Here is a 17,128-nt window from a genome sequence, read left to right on the forward strand (position 1 = left end):
GCCGGTGAGCGGCCTGTTCGCGTCGGCGCGCCCGGCGGCGCGGGCCGCATCGGCGCCGGCGCGCGCGGGCGAGGCCACATCCACCGCCCGGGTACGCCGGGGCAGGTAGATCAGGCCGGGCAGCACGCCTTCCTGCGACAGGTACTGGTTCAGTGTTTCCGCCCACTCCTGATAGTTGCCCATCACCTTGTGGTCGAAGGTGCGATAGAGGAGCAGGCGCTCCTCCAGATCCAGCTCCAGGGTGCGCGCGGCCAGCTTGAGCATCCGGCACAGGCCCTGCGGTCCGATCGGCAGGCGTTCGTTGTCGAAGGCGGGCGCGCCGCCGAGGGCGCCGAAGCGCTGGCCCAGCAGCAGCAGCGATTGGGAGGCACGGACCTCGTGCCGGCGGGCGATGTCGCTGAGGACGATTTCCTCGTCCATCGCGGCGTCTTCCACCAGGGTCAGGGTGCGGAACTCGAGCCCGGTCGGCGCGGGCGCGCGGGCGCGCGACGGCGGCGTGCGGACGGCGGCCAGTTCGGCTTCCAGCGCGAACATGAAGTGCGGGACGAACTCGCCGCGGTTGCGCTGGAACGCGCGCAGGTTGCTGAAGAATTCAGCCTGGCGGTTGTCGCTGCGGGCCTGTTCGGCCTGCTTGAACAAGGCCTGCTCGTACTCCGGCAGCATCGCGTTGAGCGACTGGATGATGTCGCTGGAGATGTGATCGAAGAAGCCGCGGAGAAGCTTGCGCACGCGCGGCGGCAGCGATGCGCCGGCGAGGCTGCCTGCGGCGGCGCTGGGCGGTGGTGGTGGTATCGCGGTCACGGCGTGGTGGATCTCCCCTGAGGCGACAATTATCACAACATTTTGGAATCGTGGCCGCCCCGGCGTGGGGGAGGGGTGATGGCGGGCCGTCAATCGGCCAGGAAGGCCGACACGACGTCGTTGGTGAAGCGCCTGCCCAGTTCGGTCGGGATGAACCGGTCCCCTTCGCGCCGCAGCCACCCGGCGGCCACGACCCGCGCCAGCGGCGCTTCCATGGCGGCCAGCGGAAGCCCGGTGCCATGTTCGAAATCGGCCACGCGGAATCCCTCGTGCAGGCGCAGCAGGTTCAGCATGTACTCGAACGGACGCTGTTCCGGCGCGATGCGATCGTCGCCGCCCAGCGCCTGCGCGGTCCCGGCCGCGGCCAGGTAGGCGGTGGGATGCTTGACCTTCCAGCGGCGCAGGATCGCCTGCTCCGCGCCCAGGCTGATCTTGCCGTGCGCGCCGGCGCCGATGCCCAGGTAGTCGCCGAAGCGCCAGTAGTTCAGGTTGTGCGCGCACTGCCGGCCCTCGCGGGCATGGGCGCTGATCTCGTAGTGGCCGAACCCGGCTCCGGCCAGCAGCGCCTGGCAATGGGCCTGCATCTCCCAGGCGCCATCGTCGTCGGGAATGCCCTGCGGCGGCCGGGCGAAGAAGATCGTGTTCGGTTCCAGGGTGAGCTGGTAGTGGGAGATGTGCGCCGGTTGCAGGGCGAAGGCGCGTTCCAGATCGCGCTCGGCCATCGCCAGGGTCTGGCCGGGCAGGGCGTACATCAGGTCCAGGTTGAAGTTGTCGAAACCCGCGTCCTGCGCCAGCTTCACCGCCGCTTCGGCCTCGCCGCTGTCGTGGATGCGGCCGAGCCGCTGCAGGCAGCCATCATCAAAACTCTGGATGCCGAAGCTGATGCGGTTGACCCCGGCGGCCAGGTAGCGGTCGAAGCGGCCGTGCTCGGCGGTGCCCGGATTGGTTTCCAGGGTGACTTCCAGGCCCGGCGCGAACCGCAGCCGCGCCGCGGCGGCCTGCAGGAAGCGGTCGATGGTCTCCGGCGGGAACAGGCTGGGCGTGCCGCCGCCGAAGAACACCGAATGCACGGTGCGGCCCCAGACCAGCGGCAGGTCGAAATCCAGATCCCGGATCAGCGCGTCGACGTAGTCGTCGAACGGCAGCGGTCCCTTGCCCTGGTGCGAGTTGAAGTCGCAGTAGGGGCATTTGCGGACGCACCAGGGCAGGTGCACATACAGCGACAGCGGCGGCGGGATCAGCATGGCCGGCACATTGTCGCATCCCGCCGCCGGCGGGATGCCGGTTTTGCGATCAAGCGCGGGCCAGGCGCTCGCGCAGCGCGGCCAGGGCGCGGCCGCGGTGGCTGATGCGGTTCTTCAGCGCCACTTCCAGTTCCGCCGCCGAGCGGCCCAGCTGCGGATCCAGGAACACCGGGTCGTAGCCGTGGCCGCCGGTGCCGCGGCGCTCGTGCAGGATGCGCCCGCGCCATTCGCCTTCCACGATCAGCGGCTGCGGATCGTCGGCATGGTGCAGCAGCACCAGCACGCAGTAGAAATGCGCGTCGCGCTGCGCGTCGGGAACGTCCCTGAGCGCGTCCAGCAGCTTGTCGATGTTGCGGCCGGCGTTGCCGTGCTCGCCGGCATAGCGGGCCGAATACAGGCCGGGCGCGCCATTGAGGGCATCGACGCAGATGCCGGAATCGTCGGCCAGCGCCGGCAAGCCGGTCAGGCGGGAGGCGTGGCGCGCCTTGATCAGCGCGTTCTCGACGAAGGTGGTGGCGGTTTCGTCGGCGTCGGTGACGCCGAGATCGGATTGGGCGATCAGCTCGATGTCGGTATCGGCCAGCAGGTGGCGCAGTTCCTCGAGCTTGCCGGCGTTGGAGGAGGCGAGTACCAGTTTCACGGGGGGGGGGGATCCGTCAGGGGGATTCGGGGAGTCAGGATTTGAGCTGCAGCAGGTCCCAGCGGTTGCCGTAGAGATCGCGGAACACCGCGACCGTGCCATAGCTTTCCTCGCGCGGGGTTTCCAGGAATTCCACGCCTTGCGCCAGCATCCGCGCATGGTCGCGATGGAAGTCGTCGGTCTCCAGGAAGAAACCGACCCGTCCACCGGTCTGGTCGCCGATGCGCGCGCGCTGGGCGTCGTTGCCGGCAACGGCCAGCAGCAGGCAGGTTTCCCGCGAGCCGGGCGGTGCGACCCGCACCCAGCGCTTGCCGCCGCCCCGATCGGTGTCCTCGCGCAGCTCGAAGCCCAGCGCGCCGGTGTAGTGGGCGATGGCTCGGTCGTAGTCGTCGACCACGACGGTGATCAGGCTGAGCGTCTGGCGCATCGGATTGAACCGGTGGAGGGAGGGAATGCTTGCGCGGGGCGTCAGCCCGCCAGCGCCGCGCGCTGGGCCGCGAACAGCTCGGCGGTGCCCTTCCCGCCCAGCGCCAGCAGCGCGTCCAGTTCGTCGCGGCGGAAGGCGTGTCCTTCGGCGGTGCCCTGCAACTCGATGAAGCCGCCGCCATCGTTCATGACGATGTTCATGTCGGTGTCGCAGTCGCTGTCCTCGGCGTAATCCAGGTCCAGCACCGGTGCGCCGCGGTAGATGCCCACCGAGACCGCGGCGACCGCGCCGAGCAGCACGTCGCGCTTGATTTCATTGCGCTGGCGCAGCCAGCCGATCGCATCGGCCAGCGCCACGTAGGCGCCGGTGATGGCGGCGGTGCGGGTGCCGCCATCGGCCTGGATCACGTCGCAGTCCAGGGTGATGGTGCGTTCGCCCAGCGCGGCGCGATCCACGCAGGCGCGCAGGGCGCGGCCGATCAGGCGCTGGATTTCCAGCGTGCGACCGCCCTGCTTGCCGCGCGAGGCTTCGCGATCGCCACGGGTATGGGTGGCGCGCGGCAGCATGCCGTATTCGGCGGTAACCCAGCCCTCGCCCTTGCCGCGCAGGAACGAGGGCACCTTGTTCTCGACGCTGGCGGTGCACAGCACCCGGGTCTCGCCGAAGCGGATCAGCACCGAGCCTTCGGCGTGGCGCGTGTAGCCGCGCTCGATGCGGACCTCGCGCATCTGATCGGGAAGGCGGCCGCTGGGACGAAGGACGGACATGCAGGGAACTCGACTGGAGGAAGGAGCGGATGACCGCGTGGGCCGGATGGCCCGCCGATTCGGCCGACCGGGGCGCGCTAGGGTACCATTCGCGCTTTCGATCCGACCGGGTTTCCCATGATCCGCAGCATGACCGCCTTCGCCGCCGTCGAACGCGCCACTTCCGGTGGCACGCTGACCGGCGAACTGCGCGCGGTCAACCATCGTTTCCTGGAGCTGGGCACGCGCCTGCCCGAGGAACTGCGCGCGCTGGAACCGGCGCTGCGCGAACGCGTGTCCGCGCGGGTGTCGCGCGGCAAGCTGGACTTCACCCTGCGCCTGCGCGCGCCGGAAGGCGAGGGCGCGCTGCAGATCAATCCCGCGCTGGTCGCCCAGCTGTCCGAGCTGGCGCTGGACCTGCATGCGCGGTTCCCGGCCCTGCGCACGGAGTTCACCGATCTGCTGCAGTTCCCCGGCGTGGTGCAGAGCAAGGCGGTGGATCAGGCGATCCTGCAGGCCGAGGCGCTGGCGCTGGTGGACGCGGTGGTCGAGCAGTTCGTCGTCGCCCGCGAACGCGAGGGACAGAAGCTGGTCGCCGCCATCCTGGAGCGCGTCGACGCGATCTCCGCCCGCGCCGCCGATGTGCGCGAACTGTTGCCGATCATCCGCGCCGGCCAGCGGCAGAAGCTGGAAGCGCGGCTGGCCGAGCTGTCCCAGCCCGCCGATCCCGGCCGGCTGGAGCAGGAACTCGTGCTGTGGCTGCAGAAGCTGGACGTGGACGAGGAACTGGACCGGCTGGACAGCCACGTCAAGGAAATCCGCCGCGTCCTCAAGCAGGCCGAGCCGGTCGGCCGCCGGCTGGATTTCCTGTTGCAGGAATTCAACCGCGAGGCCAACACGCTGGGTTCGAAGTCGGTGGACACGCGCACCACGAACCTGGCGGTGGAACTGAAGGTCCTGATCGACCAGATCCGCGAACAAGTGCAGAACATCGAATGAGCCGCCGCGGCACCCTCTACATCGTTGCCGCGCCCTCGGGCGCCGGCAAGAGCAGCATCGTCAACGCCGTGCTGGCGCGGGATCCGGAAATCGCCCTGTCGATTTCCTTCACCTCGCGCGCGCCGCGTCCGGGCGAGCGCCACGCCCAGCACTACCACTTCATCAACGCCGACGAGTTCCAGGCGATGATCCGCGCCGGCGACTTCTTCGAATACGCGCTGGTCCACGGCGACTGGAAGGGCACCGCCCGGCAGTCGGTGGAACCGCAGCTGTGCGCCGGCAAGGACGTGCTGCTGGAAATCGACTGGCAGGGCGCGCGCCAGGTGCGCGAGAAGGTGCCCGATGCGGTCAGCGTGTTCATCCTGCCGCCTTCGCGCGATGCCCTGGAACAGCGCATGCGCGCACGCGGCCAGGACAGCGAGGAGGTCATCCAGCGCCGGCTGGCGGCGGCACGCGAGGAGATGTCGCACTACGACGAGTTCGACTACGTGATCGTCAACGACGTGTTCGACACCGCCTGCGACCAGATGCATGCCATCTTCACCGCCAGCCGCCTGCGCCGGGAAGCCCAGCAGCAGCGGCACGAGGCGCTGATCGGGGCGCTGCTGGCCGAGTAGGGGCCACGTGGGCTGCTAACTGACTGATTTGTAAAGAAACGGTTGCCTCGGGCCAGCCGAGGCCGTACAATCGCCGCCCCTTTCCCTATTCATCGCGCGACCCTTGGGTCGCCGGGAGCCCGCATGGCCCGCATCACCGTCGAAGATTGCCTGGAAGTCGTCAACAACCGTTTCGAACTGGTCACGATGGCCGCCAAGCGCGCCCGCCAGCTCGCCAATGGCGTCGAGTCCACCATCGACAACAGCGAAACCGCCGACAAGCCCACCGTGCTGGCGCTGCGTGAAATCGCCGCCCGCAAGATCGACAACGATCTGATCGATCGCGTCGAGAAGGCCGAGCGCGAGCGCGCTGAGCGCGAAGCGCTGGAATGGGCTGCCGCCGAAGTGGTCGCCGACGACGACATGTCCAAGGGCGACGACTGACGCCGGACGCCGCCCGTCACCCGAGGGGCGGCACCGCCAGGTCACACTTGTCGGAAAGGCCCGCGCGAGCGGGCTTTTCGCGTTTTCCGGGTTTGCCGTACCGCCACGTCTGCACTAGGCTGGCGGCATGAACCCAGGCCGTACCGCCAAGGCGCTCCGCACTCCCGCTTCATCGCGCAACGATGGCGTGCCGGACTATCTCGCCCAATTCGAAAAGACCGCCCGATACCTGCCCAAGGAACAGCTGCCGCTGCTGCGCCGTGCCTGGGAGGTCGGCGCCGCCGCGCATGAAGGCCAGACCCGCAAGTCGGGCGAGCCTTACATCACCCATCCGGTCGCGGTGGCCGGCGTGCTGGCCGAACTGGGCATGGACGCGGAGACCCTGATCGCCGCGATCCTGCACGACACCATCGAGGACACCCCGCTTACCCGCGAGGCCATCGCCGGCGAGTTCGGCGAGTCGGTGGCGGAACTGGTGGACGGCGTCACCAAGCTGGACAAGCTGAAGTTCCGCGACCGCCAGGAGGCCGCGGCCGAGAGTTTCCGCAAGATGCTGCTGGCGATGTCGCGGGATCTGCGCGTCATCATGATCAAGCTGGCCGACCGCCTGCACAACATGCGCACGCTGGGCGCGCAGAGCGCCGAGGCGCGCCAGCGCATCGCCCGCGAGACCCTGGAAATCTACGCGCCCATCGCCCAGCGGCTGGGCATGAACCTGGTCAAGTCGGAGCTGCAGGATCTCGGCTTCCGCGCGCTGCATCCGTGGCGGCACGCGGTGATCGACAAGCACATCCGCAGCCAGCCGGTCATGCGCCGCGAGTCGATGGCGCAGATCGAGGCGCATTTGTCCCAGCGACTTACCAAGGAGGGCATCGAACATCGCCTGGTGAGTCGCATCAAGACCCCGTGGAGCATCTACAACAAGATGCGCGCGGAGGGCAAAAGCTTCGACCAGGTGATGGATGTCTTCGGCTTCCGCGTGGTGGTCGATTCGGTGCCTTCCTGCTACCACGCCCTCGGCGCGGTGCACGCGCAGTACAAGCCGCTGGACGGTCGCTTCCGCGACTTCATCGCCATTCCCAAGGCCAACGGCTACCAGTCGCTGCACACGGTGCTGTTCGGCCCCTACGGTTCGCCGATCGAGGTGCAGATCCGCACCCAGGAGATGGATCTCATCGCCGAGCGCGGCATTGCCGCGCACTGGACCTACAAGTTCGGTACCGATTCGCCCAACAGCGCGCAGAACCGCGCGCACGCCTGGATCAGCGAACTGATCGACAACCAGCGCGCCGCCGGCTCGTCGCTGGAGTTCCTGGAGAACGTCAAGGTCGATCTGTTCCCGGACGAGGTCTACCTGTTCACGCCCAAGGGCAAGATCCTGTCCTTGCCGCGCAACTCCACCGCGCTGGACTTCGCCTACGCGGTGCATACCGATGTCGGCAACCAGGCGGTGGCCTCGCGCGTGGACAAGAAGCTGGTGCCGCTGCGCACCAAGCTGGCCAGCGGCCAGAGCGTGGAGATCATCACCGCCAAGTCCGCCGCGCCCAAGCCGCAGTGGCTGGAGTTCGTGGTCACCAGCAAGGCCCGCACCGCGATCCGCCACCAGCTCAAGCAACTGGAGCACGAGGACGCCGTGCAGCTGGGCCACCGCATGCTGGATCGCGCGCTGGAGGAACTGGACAGTTCGCTGGAGCGGTTGCCGCAACAGCGGCTGGACACCTTCCTGGCCGAGCACCGCTATCCGCGCCTGGAAGCCTTCCTGGCCGACATCGCGCTCGGCAACTGGATGCCGGGACAGGCCGCGCAGGCACTGACCGCGCACGCCGAACTGCGTGCCGGCGCGCACTCGCGCCACTCGCAGGAGAAGATCCTGATCAAGGGCACCGAGCGCGGCGTGGTCAGCTTCGCCAACTGCTGCCAGCCGATTCCCGGCGACGAGATCATGGGTTACCACACCGCCGGCAAGGGCATCGTGGTGCACCGGATGGACTGCCCCAACGTCACCGAATTCCGCAAGTCGCCCGAGCGCTGGGTGCCGATCGCCTGGGATGCCAACGTCACTGGCGACTACGACGCCTCGCTGCTGATCGACGTGGAAAACCGCCCCGGCGTCCTGGCCCAGGTCGCCGCCGCGGTGGCCAAGAGCCAGTCCAACATCGAGCGGGTGGAATACCTGGAGCGCGACATCAACGTGGCGGTGCTGCGCTTCTCCATCCAGGTGCGCGACCGCAACCACCTGGCCGAAGTGATGCGCCGCCTGCGCCGCCTCAACGTCGTCCACGGCGTCCGCCGCCAGTAGAGCGGAGCTCGCTCCGCTGCCTTTCCGGTGCCCGGATTTCGCCCTGTGGGAGCGACGTGAGTCGCGATTGCGGTCGCCCGGTACATCCCGTCGCGACTCACGTCGCTCCCACAAGGGGATGGCGTGTACCGTGCCGGATTGCTGCCTCAGTTAAAATCCCCGCCTTTCCCGTCAGGAGCGCCCCATGAGCAAGCAGATCATCCACACGGAACAGGCGCCCGCCGCCATCGGCCCGTATTCGCAGGCGGTGCGCGCCGGCAACACCGTGTATTTCTCCGGGCAGATTCCGCTGGATCCGGCCACCGGCAACCTGGTCGAGGGCGACATCGAGGCGCAGGCGCGCCGCGCGTTCGATAATCTCAAGGCGGTGGCCGAGGCGGCCGGCGGTTCGCTGGGCGACGTCGTCCGCCTGGGCCTGTACCTGACCGACCTGGGCGAGTTCGCCAAGGTCAACGCGGTGATGCAGGACTACTTCCAGGCGCCGTTTCCGGCGCGCTCCACCATTGAGGTAGCCGGCCTGCCCAAGGGCGCGGCGTTCGAGGTTGACGCGGTGATGGTGGTCGGCTGACCGCCCGCCGTTGACCCCGGCGCGCGATCACACCATCCGATCGCGCGCCTCGCTGGGCGTGTGCCCGGTCCAGCGCTTGAATGCGCGGCGGAATTCGCGCACGTCGTTGAAGCCCAGTTGGGTGCCGATGTAGGCGATGGTCAGTTCGCGATCCTGCAACAATTCCAGTGCGCGATCGGTGCGTACCCGGTCGTGGATATCGCTGAAGCGCTGGCCTTCGTCGGCCAATTGCCGGCGCAGGGTGCGCTCGCTGAGGTGCAGCGCGGTCGCGATCTCGGTCATCTGCGGATTTTCGCGCAGGCGTGGTCGCAGCTGTCGTTCCACCGCCGCGGTCGCCTCGCCCGAGGTCGCCACCGCCGCCAACTGCGCGTGGCACAGCGCCAGCACCTGCTGCGAGCCGACCGGGTTGTAGCTGGTGAATGGCAGCGAGAACCAGCTGCGATCCACCAGCATCCGGTTCTGGCCCTGGCGGAACCGCACCTCGCATTCGAACATCCGGCTGTATTTGCTGGCATAGGCCGGAGCGGGGTAGGTCAGATCCAGCCGCACCGGATGAAATTCCGGGCCGGCCAGTTCCCGCGCCAGCATCAGCACGCTGGAAAACATCTCCTCGCACAGGAACGGCAGGATCTCCGGCAGATCCAGCGGCGTGGTCGCCACCACCGACACCACTTCGGGATCTTCCTGCAGCAACTGCAGGTCCATCAGCGGCCCCAGGTTGCGCTGGTAGGTCAGGCCGATGTTGACCGCCTCGCCGAAGTTCGGCGCCATCCGCATCGCCAGGCCCAGCAGGCCGAAGTTGGCGCCGTTCTGGTTGCCGCCCAGGGTCAGGCCCACGTCCTCGATGGGCAGGGTCGGCAGCGCGCGGCGGATGACCTCGGTCGCCTGCCGGTAGGAGACCCGTGCCAGCGGATCCTGGATCTCGCGCGGGGTCAGGCGGAGCCCGCTGAACCAGGACTCGCAGTTCACGCCCAACTCGCCCGCCAGCAGCACCAGGCTGCACAGCATGTTGGTCGGCAGGTTGGCGATGGACAGGCGATTGCCCCCGTCCAGGCCCAGTTTACGGCGCATCGAAGCCCCTCCAGCTTGTCCGCTTTGCCCCCCCAAGTATGCCGCTCCTGCCCTACTTCAGGGAAACCAGTGGGACAAGACTCTCAATTACTGAATTCGCACGCGTATGGTGGCCGCCGGCCGCCGCGCGAGGACCGGGGAGGGAACGCGATGCAGCGGACGATGTTGATGGCGGGTCTGGCACTGGCGCTGGCCGCCTGCCAGCCGAAGGGCGACGAACAGGCACCGAAGGCGGATGCGGCCAGCACGGACTTCGCCCGGCAACTCCACGAGCGGCTGCTCGACGCCAAGCCCGGCGAGGTCATCGAGATTCCCGCCGGCACCTATCATTTCGATCGCAGCCTGACCCTGCGCGCGGACGGCGTGACGATCCGTGGTGCCGGCATGGACAAGACCGTGCTCAGCTTCAAGGGCCAGAAGGCCGGCGCCGAGGGCCTGCTGGTCAACGGCGACGACTTCGCCATCGAGAACCTGACCATCCAGGACTCCAAGGGCGATGGCCTGAAGATCAGCGAATCGGAGAACATCACCATTCGCGGGGTGAAGGTCGAATGGACCGGCGGTCCCAGCACCAAGAACGGTGCCTACGGGCTGTATCCGGTGCTGACGAAGAACGTGCTGATCGAGGATTCGGTATCCATCGGTGCCTCGGATGCCGGCATCTACGTGGGCCAGTCCGACGGCGTCATCGTGCGTCGCAGCCGCGCCGAGAAGAACGTGGCGGGCATCGAGATCGAGAACACCATCAACGCCGACGTCCACGACAACGTCGCCACCGGCAACACCGGCGGCATCCTGGTGTTCAACATGCCCGGGCTGAAGCAGCAGGGTGGCAACATCCGCGTGTTCAACAACAAGGTCATCGCCAACAACCACGAGAACTTCGGCGCCAAGGGCACGCCGGTGGCGAGCGTGCCGGCCGGTTCCGGCATCGTGGTCAATTCCAACGACGACATCGAGATCTTCGGCAACGAGATCCGCGACAACGCGACCACCAACATCATCATCTCCAGCGTCTACTCCACCGGCTACAAGGATTCGAGCAAGTCGGAAACCTTCGATCCGTATCCGGAGCGCATCTATGTGCATGGCAACACCCTGTCCGGCGGCGGTGATTCGCCCGACGGTTTCGATCTGAAGGCGCTGAAGGTGGCGATGTACGGGTTGCGCGGCAACTTCCCGGACGTGCTGTGGGATGGCTATTTCAACAAGGACCGCAAGGTCGATGGCCAGGCGCGTGGGCCGGAGATCTGCCTGCGTGACGTCAGCGGCGTGATCAACGCCGACGGCCCCGGCGGCTACAAGAGCCCGAGCAAGGACACCCGGTCCCATCAGTGCGAACTGCCGCGCCTGCCGGCGGTGGACCTGAAGCGGGGTTGATCACGATGCGGAAGTACCGGGCCGCATGGATGGCCATCGGCGCGCTGTTGGCCGCCGCGTTGATCACGAGCTGCAAGCGTCAGCAGGAAGTGACTTTCTTCGCCGAGGGCCAGCCGTCCAGCCTGGACGACTGGCACGTGCTGCGCATCGAGGACGGCCGGCTGCGCCTGAACGGCGGCGTCGTGCCCTACGATCTCAACACCCCGCTGTTCAGCGACTACGCGCACAAGCTGCGCACCATCTGGATGCCGAAGGGCAAGGCGGCGGCCTATCGGGCCGACGCCGCGTTCGACTTCCCGGTCGGCACCATCATCAGCAAGACCTTCTACTACCCGCTGCCGGAAGGACAGGCATGGGATGGCCGCTCGGTGGCGCGCACCCCGCCCTCGGCCAGCGTGTTGAAGCAGGAGTCGCTGGACCTGTCGAAGGTGCGCCTGATCGAAACCCGCCTGCTGGTGCGGCGCGAATCGGGCTGGGTGGCGATGCCGTACGTCTGGAACGAAGCCCAGACCGAAGCCACGCTCAAGCGCACCGGTGATCTGATCTCGCTGGAACTGGTCGACGCTTCCGGCAAGCGCGAGGAAGCGTCCTACCAGGTGCCCGACCAGAACCAGTGCGGCGGTTGCCACATGACCGACAACCGGTCGCGGCAGCTGTCGCCGATCGGGCCGAAGGCGCGTCATCTGAACCGGGATTTCGACTATGGCGATGGTCGCGAGAACCAGCTCGCGCACCTGGCCCGGATCGGCTACCTGACCGGCGCGCCCGCACCTGCGCAGGCACCGCGCGATGCCGATTGGATGGACACGAACGCCGGCCTCGACGCGCGCGCGCGCGCCTACCTGGACGTCAACTGCGGGCATTGCCACAGCCCGACCGGCCCGGCGATCACTTCCGGCCTGTGGCTGGACGCGGGCACCCGGGAACGCCTGAAGCTGGGTTTCTGCAAGCAGCCGATCGCCGCCGGCAAGGGCACTGGCGACCGGCGGCATGACATCGAGCCGGGCAAGCCGGACGAATCGATTCTCAGCTTCCGCATGGACAGCGCCGATCCGGCGGTGATGATGCCGGAACTGGGGCGCTCGGTGGTGCATCGCGAAGGCGTGGAACTGATTGATGCCTGGATTCGCGCGCAGCATGGCAGTTGCGATGGGGAGGCGCCGGGGGGAGAAGCGGTACCGGCGTCCATTTGAGGGAAACATCCGTAGGAACACAACGCTTCTGGGAGGGAGTGATGAAGTTGAATCAACGGTGTCTGGTGGTGGGGCTGCGGCGCGCCCTGTTCGGAAGCTGTGTGTTGCTGGGCGTGTCGGGTAGCGCATGGGGGCAGGCCGCCGCCGCGCCCGACGATGCGACCACGCTGGACACCATCAAGGTGACCGCGCAGAGCCGCGAGCAGGAACTGAAGGACGTGCCGATCGCGATCAACGTGCTCAACGGCGAGATGATCGACCAGGTCGCGGCCGCCGACATCGGCGACCTGGACATGTTCGTGCCCGGCCTGGAGGTCAGCGACGGCAGTCCGACCCAGCCGCGCTACGCCATCCGCGGCATTTCCACCGGCGACTTCGGCATCGGCACCGATCCGGCCGTGGGCGTCTATATCGACGGCGTTTATTCGGCCCGCACCGGCGGAGCGATGCTGGCGTTCAACGACATCGAGCGCATCGAAGTGCTGAAGGGGCCGCAGGGCACCCTGTTCGGCCGCAACAGCGCCGCCGGCGCGGTGTCCATCATCACCAACAAGCCGAGCAACGTGGCGGAAGGCAATGCCCGCATCCGGGTGGGCGAGGATGGTCGCCGCTATCTGTCCGGATTGTTCAACGTCCCCTTCGGGGAGCGTCACGCGCTGCGCTTCAGCGCACTGTCCAACCACAGCGACGGCTGGATGACCGATGCCGCGACCGGTGACCGGCTCAACCCCGAGGACACGATGGCGCTGCGCGCGGCCTGGCGTTCGGATCTGGGCGAGTCGACCACCCTCAACCTGTCCTGGGACTACGAGAACATCGACCAGCTGGCGCGTCCGGCGGTCGGCCTGGTGGCGCTGGACCCGTATCCGGCCCCGGCTCCGTATCCCGCCAATCCGCTGACCTATCGGAACCCGCTGAAGGCTCAGGTTTTCAACGACGTGGTCCACAACGAGGAATCACGCACCTTCAACGGCCTGACCCTGCAGATCGACCACGCCTTCCCTTGGGGCAGCCTGCAGTCGACCACCGCCGTGCGTGATTTCGACACCGTGAACCGCGAAGACGAGGACGGCACCAACCGCATCAACCTCTATTTCGACACCGCCAACATCGAGAGCAACCGCAGCTACTACCAGGAGTTCAAGTTCTCCGGCGTGTCCGGCAAGTTCGACTGGGTGGCCGGCGCCAGCTGGTTCAAGGAAGAGGCCGACCAGACCAGCGAGACCAACCTGTTCACCGACAGCGTGGGCACCGCGATGGGCAACCTGCCCAACTTTGGCGGCGTCAACATCATCGCGCTGCTGGACCAGGTGCTGGAAGGCGCGGGCCTGCCGCTGCGCCTGCAGGGCCATTCGTGGCGCGAGAGCATGGTCAACCACGGAAAGGCGGAAGCCTACGCGGCGTTCGGCGATGTGATCTGGCACGTCAATGACCGCTGGAACCTGACCTTCGGCCTGCGCCTGACCCATGACCGCAAGGATTTCAGCTGGTTCAACGGCGCGCGCGAGGCGGCGACGCTGGATGCCACCGTGGCGATGCTGGATCAGCAGGGCTTCTTCGAGTTGCTGCAGCAGATGGGCTATCCGGTCAGCGCCGACATGTTCAACACGGACTTCGTGTTCGCCTTCGGCGAGTTGGAAGGCGTGAAGAACAGCCGCAAGAAGTCGTGGACCGACCTCAGCCCGCGTTTCGTCGTCGACTACGCGGTCAACGACAACACCATGGTGTTCGGCTCGCTGGCCAAGGGCTACAAGGCCGGCGGTTTCAACAGCGTGCAGCCGCAGTCGCAGTTCGACAACGAGGATGTCTGGAACGCGGAGTTCGGCATCAAGACCGTATTCCCGGAACAGAAGCTGTCACTCAACGCGTCCAGCTATTACTACATCTACAAGGATCGCCAGGCCATCAGCCTGGACCTGAACACCGCCGGCTCCGGCGTGCCGCGCTATATCGTCGACACCAGCGACATGCAGGCCTGGGGCGTGGACGTGGACCTGCAGTGGCGGCCGGTCACCGGCCTGGACCTGACCTTCAATACCTCGTTCATCGACGCCACCTACAAGGATGGCCTGTCCACCAACGGCCGCGACATTTCCGGCGATCCGACCGGCGAGCCTTACCTGTCGGCGTCGTTCGGCGCCGGCTATACCTGGAACCTGGGCGACGGCGGCGACGTGCGTTTTTCGCTGCTGCACGCCTACCGCGGCAAGAGCCGCTGCAACGCCGAGTCCGAAACCCAGGGCACCTGCCAGGCCAGCCCGGCGTTCCGCACCGGCGAGGCGCAGAACCGCACCGACATGCGCGTGCAGTGGTCCTCGGCCGATGGCATGTGGGGCGTCGGCGTGTACGGCAACAACGTGTTCGACAAGCGCTACGTGACCGGGGTGAACAACATTTCCGCCTCGGTGCTGGGCACGCCGTTCGCCTCGATCTCGGCCCCGCGCCAGGTCGGCGTGGAGTTCAGCGCCCGGTTCTGATGACGGCGGGCGGTTCCGGCCGTGCGCCGGAACCGCCGCGGACTGGCAATCGCACCGCGATACCCGGCATGCTTGCACCATGCCGCATGCCATTCCCGGGGCCGACGAGGTGGCCCGTCTTCCGATCGCGTCGCTGAAAGGCGTGGGCGCGCGCATCGCCGAAAAGCTGGCGGCGCGCGGCCTGCTGACCTTGCAGGATCTTTGGCTGCACCTGCCTCTGCGCTACGAGGATCGCACCGCGCTGACGCCGATCCGCGCGCTGCGCCCAGGCGTGCCCGCGCAGTTGGAGGGGCGGGTGGAGGCGGTCGAGCGCGGTTTCCGCTACCGGCCGGTGTTGCGGGTGGCGATCGGCGACGATTCGCATGCCACGGTGGTGCTGCGGTTCTTCCATTTCCGTGCGGCGCAGGTGGCGCAGTTCGCGCCGGGCACCCGGGTGCGCTGCTACGGCACGCCCAAGCCGGGCCAGCATGGCCTGGAGATCGTCCATCCCAGCTATCGCGTGCTCGACGCCGATGCCGAGATCGCCCTCGGCGAGGCGCTGGATCCCATCTATCCGGCCGTGGAAGGCGTGGGGCCGGCCAGCCTGCGCAAACTGGTCGGCCAGGCGCTGGATCGCCTGCCGGACGATGTCGCGCTGGAACTGCTGCCCACAGCCCTGCTGCGCGAATCCGGGCTACCGTCGCTGCGCGAGGCGCTGCTGGTCATGCACCGCCCGCCGCGCGACGCCGATCTGCAGGCCCTGTCGCTGGGGCGGCATCCGGCCCAGCGGCGGCTGGCGCTGGAGGAACTGCTGGCCCATCACGTCAGCCTGCGCCGCCAGCGCATCGCCCTGCAGCGCCATCACGCACCGGCGCTGACCGGGCGCGGCACCCTGGCCGCGCAACTGGCGAAATCGCTGCCGTTCCGCCTGACCGGCGCGCAGCAACGGGTGTTCAAGCAGATCCGCGAGGACCTGAAGCTGCCCTCGCCGATGCTGCGGCTGGTGCAGGGCGACGTCGGCAGCGGCAAGACCGTGGTCGCCGCGATGGCGGCGATGCTGGCGGTGGAAGCCGGCCGGCAGGCGGCGCTGGCCGCACCCACCGAACTGCTGGCCGAGCAGCATTTGGCCAACCTGCGGCAATGGCTGGAACCGTTGGGTATCCGGGTCGCGTGGCTGGCCGGCAAGGTCACCGGCAAGGCGCGCGCGCAGGTGCTGGACGAGGTCGCCACCGGCAAGGCCCAAGTGGTGGTGGGAACGCATGCACTGATGCAGGAAGCGGTGACCTTCAAGGACCTTGCCCTGGCCATCGTCGACGAGCAGCACCGCTTCGGCGTGCACCAGCGGCTGGCGCTGCGCGACAAGGGGGCCAGCGGGAAGTCGGTGCCGCATCAACTGGTCATGACCGCGACGCCCATCCCGCGCACGCTGGCGATGGCCGCCTACGCCGATCTCGATGTTTCGGCGATCGACGAACTGCCCCCCGGCCGCACGCCCGTGCATACCGTCGCCTTCAGCGCCGAGCGCCGTCCCGAACTGGTCGAGCGCATCCGCGCCGCCTGCGCCGAGGGGCGCCAGGCGTACTGGGTGTGCACATTGATCGACGACAGCGACGAGGTGATCGCGCAGGCCGCGCAGACCACCTACGAACAGCTCTCCGCCGCCCTGCCGGAACTGCGCATCGCGCTCGTCCACGGACGCATGAAGGCGGCGGAGAAACAGGCGGCGATGCGTGCGTTCAAGCAGGGCGAGAGCGATCTGCTGGTCGCGACCACCGTGATTGAGGTCGGCGTGGACGTACCCAACGCCTCGCTGATGATCATCGAGAACGCCGAGCGCCTCGGCCTGGCGCAGCTGCACCAGTTGCGCGGGCGGGTCGGGCGCGGCGCGGCCGCCTCGACCTGCGTGCTGATGTACCAGGCGCCGCTCTCGCAGATGGCCAAGCAACGCCTGGCGACCATGCGCGAGACCAACGACGGTTTCGTCATCGCCGAGAAGGATCTGGAACTGCGCGGCCCCGGCGAACTGCTAGGCACGCGGCAGACCGGCCTGGCGACGTTCCGGGTCGCGGATCTGGCGCGCGACGCGGCACTGCTGCCGCAGGTGCGCGAGATGGCCGATCGCCTGCTGGCCGAATCGCCGGCGCTGGCCGACCGCATCGTTCAGCGCTGGGTGGGCGGGGCGGTCCGCTACGCGGGTGCCTGAGCACTCGACTTTCGTTCGTCATCCATCGGTGCCAGACTCGCAGGCCAACCGACATGAATGA

Annotated in this window: 15 protein-coding genes; 9 read left to right on the top strand and 6 right to left on the bottom strand. The window is 67.8% G+C overall.

What is annotated here, in order from left to right; genetic code table 11:
• The 5 genes from IQ458_RS16290 to rph form a co-directional block, all read right to left on the bottom strand.
• The coding region (locus tag IQ458_RS16290; protein WP_203323481.1) for a DUF1631 family protein at nucleotides 1-801 on the bottom strand (801 nt) is incomplete at its 3' end.
• Nucleotides 802-890: 89 nt separating this feature from the next.
• Complete coding sequence (gene hemW, locus IQ458_RS16295) at nucleotides 891-2,045, bottom strand: radical SAM family heme chaperone HemW (RefSeq protein WP_203323482.1); 1,155 nt, start codon at nucleotides 2,043-2,045, stop codon at nucleotides 891-893.
• Between the two features lie 49 nt (nucleotides 2,046-2,094).
• A complete protein-coding gene (rdgB, locus tag IQ458_RS16300) occupies nucleotides 2,095-2,685 on the bottom strand; it encodes an RdgB/HAM1 family non-canonical purine NTP pyrophosphatase (RefSeq protein WP_183644376.1) in 591 nt (196 codons plus the stop codon).
• Between the two features lie 34 nt (nucleotides 2,686-2,719).
• Nucleotides 2,720-3,112: a VOC family protein gene (locus IQ458_RS16305; RefSeq protein WP_203323484.1), complete on the bottom strand. Its 393-nt coding sequence runs from the start codon at nucleotides 3,110-3,112 to the stop codon at nucleotides 2,720-2,722.
• 41 nt (nucleotides 3,113-3,153) lie between these two features.
• On the bottom strand, nucleotides 3,154-3,879 hold the full coding sequence (rph, locus tag IQ458_RS16310) for a ribonuclease PH (protein ID WP_183644369.1): 726 nt from the start codon (nucleotides 3,877-3,879) through the stop codon (nucleotides 3,154-3,156).
• Nucleotides 3,880-3,996: 117 nt separating this feature from the next.
• On the opposite strand from rph, the gene IQ458_RS16315 reads away from it, so the two are divergent.
• The 5 genes from IQ458_RS16315 (at nucleotide 3,997) to IQ458_RS16335 (ending at nucleotide 8,764) form a co-directional block, all read left to right on the top strand.
• On the top strand, nucleotides 3,997-4,857 hold the full coding sequence (locus IQ458_RS16315) for a YicC/YloC family endoribonuclease (protein ID WP_203323485.1): 861 nt from the start codon (nucleotides 3,997-3,999) through the stop codon (nucleotides 4,855-4,857).
• Entirely contained in the window at nucleotides 4,854-5,474 is a 621-nt protein-coding gene (gene gmk, locus IQ458_RS16320; RefSeq protein WP_183644363.1) for a guanylate kinase, read from the top strand. Before IQ458_RS16315 ends, gmk begins: the two co-directional genes overlap by 4 nt.
• A 123-nt stretch (nucleotides 5,475-5,597) precedes the next feature.
• Nucleotides 5,598-5,897 carry a DNA-directed RNA polymerase subunit omega gene (rpoZ, locus tag IQ458_RS16325; RefSeq protein WP_183644360.1) on the top strand — a complete coding sequence of 100 codons (300 nt, stop codon included), beginning with the start codon at nucleotides 5,598-5,600 and terminating at the stop codon, nucleotides 5,895-5,897.
• 127 nt (nucleotides 5,898-6,024) lie between these two features.
• Entirely contained in the window at nucleotides 6,025-8,196 is a 2,172-nt protein-coding gene (locus tag IQ458_RS16330) for a RelA/SpoT family protein (protein ID WP_183644357.1), read from the top strand.
• 184 nt (nucleotides 8,197-8,380) lie between these two features.
• On the top strand, nucleotides 8,381-8,764 hold the full coding sequence (locus tag IQ458_RS16335) for a RidA family protein (RefSeq protein ID WP_183644354.1): 384 nt from the start codon (nucleotides 8,381-8,383) through the stop codon (nucleotides 8,762-8,764).
• A 27-nt stretch (nucleotides 8,765-8,791) separates the two neighbouring features.
• On the opposite strand, the gene IQ458_RS16340 is transcribed toward IQ458_RS16335, so the two are convergent.
• Nucleotides 8,792-9,835 carry an AraC family transcriptional regulator gene (locus IQ458_RS16340; protein WP_183644351.1) on the bottom strand — a complete coding sequence of 348 codons (1,044 nt, stop codon included), beginning with the start codon at nucleotides 9,833-9,835 and terminating at the stop codon, nucleotides 8,792-8,794.
• 150 nt (nucleotides 9,836-9,985) lie between these two features.
• Between IQ458_RS16340 and IQ458_RS16345 the strand changes: the two genes are divergently transcribed.
• From IQ458_RS16345 to recG, 4 genes are all read left to right on the top strand, one after another.
• Nucleotides 9,986-11,215 (top strand): parallel beta-helix domain-containing protein, encoded by a 1,230-nt coding sequence (locus tag IQ458_RS16345; protein WP_183644348.1) that lies wholly within the window; start codon nucleotides 9,986-9,988, stop codon nucleotides 11,213-11,215.
• 5 nt (nucleotides 11,216-11,220) lie between these two features.
• Complete coding sequence (locus IQ458_RS16350) at nucleotides 11,221-12,408, top strand: SO2930 family diheme c-type cytochrome (RefSeq protein WP_235996908.1); 1,188 nt, start codon at nucleotides 11,221-11,223, stop codon at nucleotides 12,406-12,408.
• A 41-nt stretch (nucleotides 12,409-12,449) separates the two neighbouring features.
• On the top strand, nucleotides 12,450-14,885 hold the full coding sequence (locus tag IQ458_RS16355) for a TonB-dependent receptor (RefSeq protein ID WP_203323486.1): 2,436 nt from the start codon (nucleotides 12,450-12,452) through the stop codon (nucleotides 14,883-14,885).
• Between the two features lie 79 nt (nucleotides 14,886-14,964).
• A complete protein-coding gene (gene recG / locus IQ458_RS16360) occupies nucleotides 14,965-17,067 on the top strand; it encodes an ATP-dependent DNA helicase RecG (protein ID WP_203323487.1) in 2,103 nt (700 codons plus the stop codon).
• Nucleotides 17,068-17,128: the final 61 nt, after the last annotated feature.

Source organism: Pseudoxanthomonas beigongshangi (assembly GCF_016820515.1).
Lineage (GTDB): Bacteria > Pseudomonadota > Gammaproteobacteria > Xanthomonadales > Xanthomonadaceae > Pseudoxanthomonas_A > Pseudoxanthomonas_A beigongshangi.

Bases quoted from the DNA above. Each gene is read 5' to 3' on its own strand.
- hemW (WP_203323482.1), bottom strand. From the start codon at position 2,045: ATGCTGATCCCGCCGCCGCTGTCGCTGTATGTGCACCTGCCCTGGTGC.
- IQ458_RS16305 (WP_203323484.1), bottom strand. From the start codon at position 3,112: ATGCGCCAGACGCTCAGCCTGATCACCGTCGTGGTCGACGACTACGAC.
- rph (WP_183644369.1), bottom strand. From the start codon at position 3,879: ATGTCCGTCCTTCGTCCCAGCGGCCGCCTTCCCGATCAGATGCGCGAG.
- IQ458_RS16315 (WP_203323485.1), top strand. From the start codon at position 3,997: ATGATCCGCAGCATGACCGCCTTCGCCGCCGTCGAACGCGCCACTTCC.
- gmk (WP_183644363.1), top strand. From the start codon at position 4,854: ATGAGCCGCCGCGGCACCCTCTACATCGTTGCCGCGCCCTCGGGCGCC.
- rpoZ (WP_183644360.1), top strand. From the start codon at position 5,598: ATGGCCCGCATCACCGTCGAAGATTGCCTGGAAGTCGTCAACAACCGT.
- IQ458_RS16330 (WP_183644357.1), top strand. From the start codon at position 6,025: ATGAACCCAGGCCGTACCGCCAAGGCGCTCCGCACTCCCGCTTCATCG.
- IQ458_RS16335 (WP_183644354.1), top strand. From the start codon at position 8,381: ATGAGCAAGCAGATCATCCACACGGAACAGGCGCCCGCCGCCATCGGC.
- IQ458_RS16340 (WP_183644351.1), bottom strand. From the start codon at position 9,835: ATGCGCCGTAAACTGGGCCTGGACGGGGGCAATCGCCTGTCCATCGCC.
- IQ458_RS16345 (WP_183644348.1), top strand. From the start codon at position 9,986: ATGCAGCGGACGATGTTGATGGCGGGTCTGGCACTGGCGCTGGCCGCC.
- IQ458_RS16350 (WP_235996908.1), top strand. From the start codon at position 11,221: ATGCGGAAGTACCGGGCCGCATGGATGGCCATCGGCGCGCTGTTGGCC.
- IQ458_RS16355 (WP_203323486.1), top strand. From the start codon at position 12,450: ATGAAGTTGAATCAACGGTGTCTGGTGGTGGGGCTGCGGCGCGCCCTG.
- recG (WP_203323487.1), top strand. From the start codon at position 14,965: ATGCCGCATGCCATTCCCGGGGCCGACGAGGTGGCCCGTCTTCCGATC.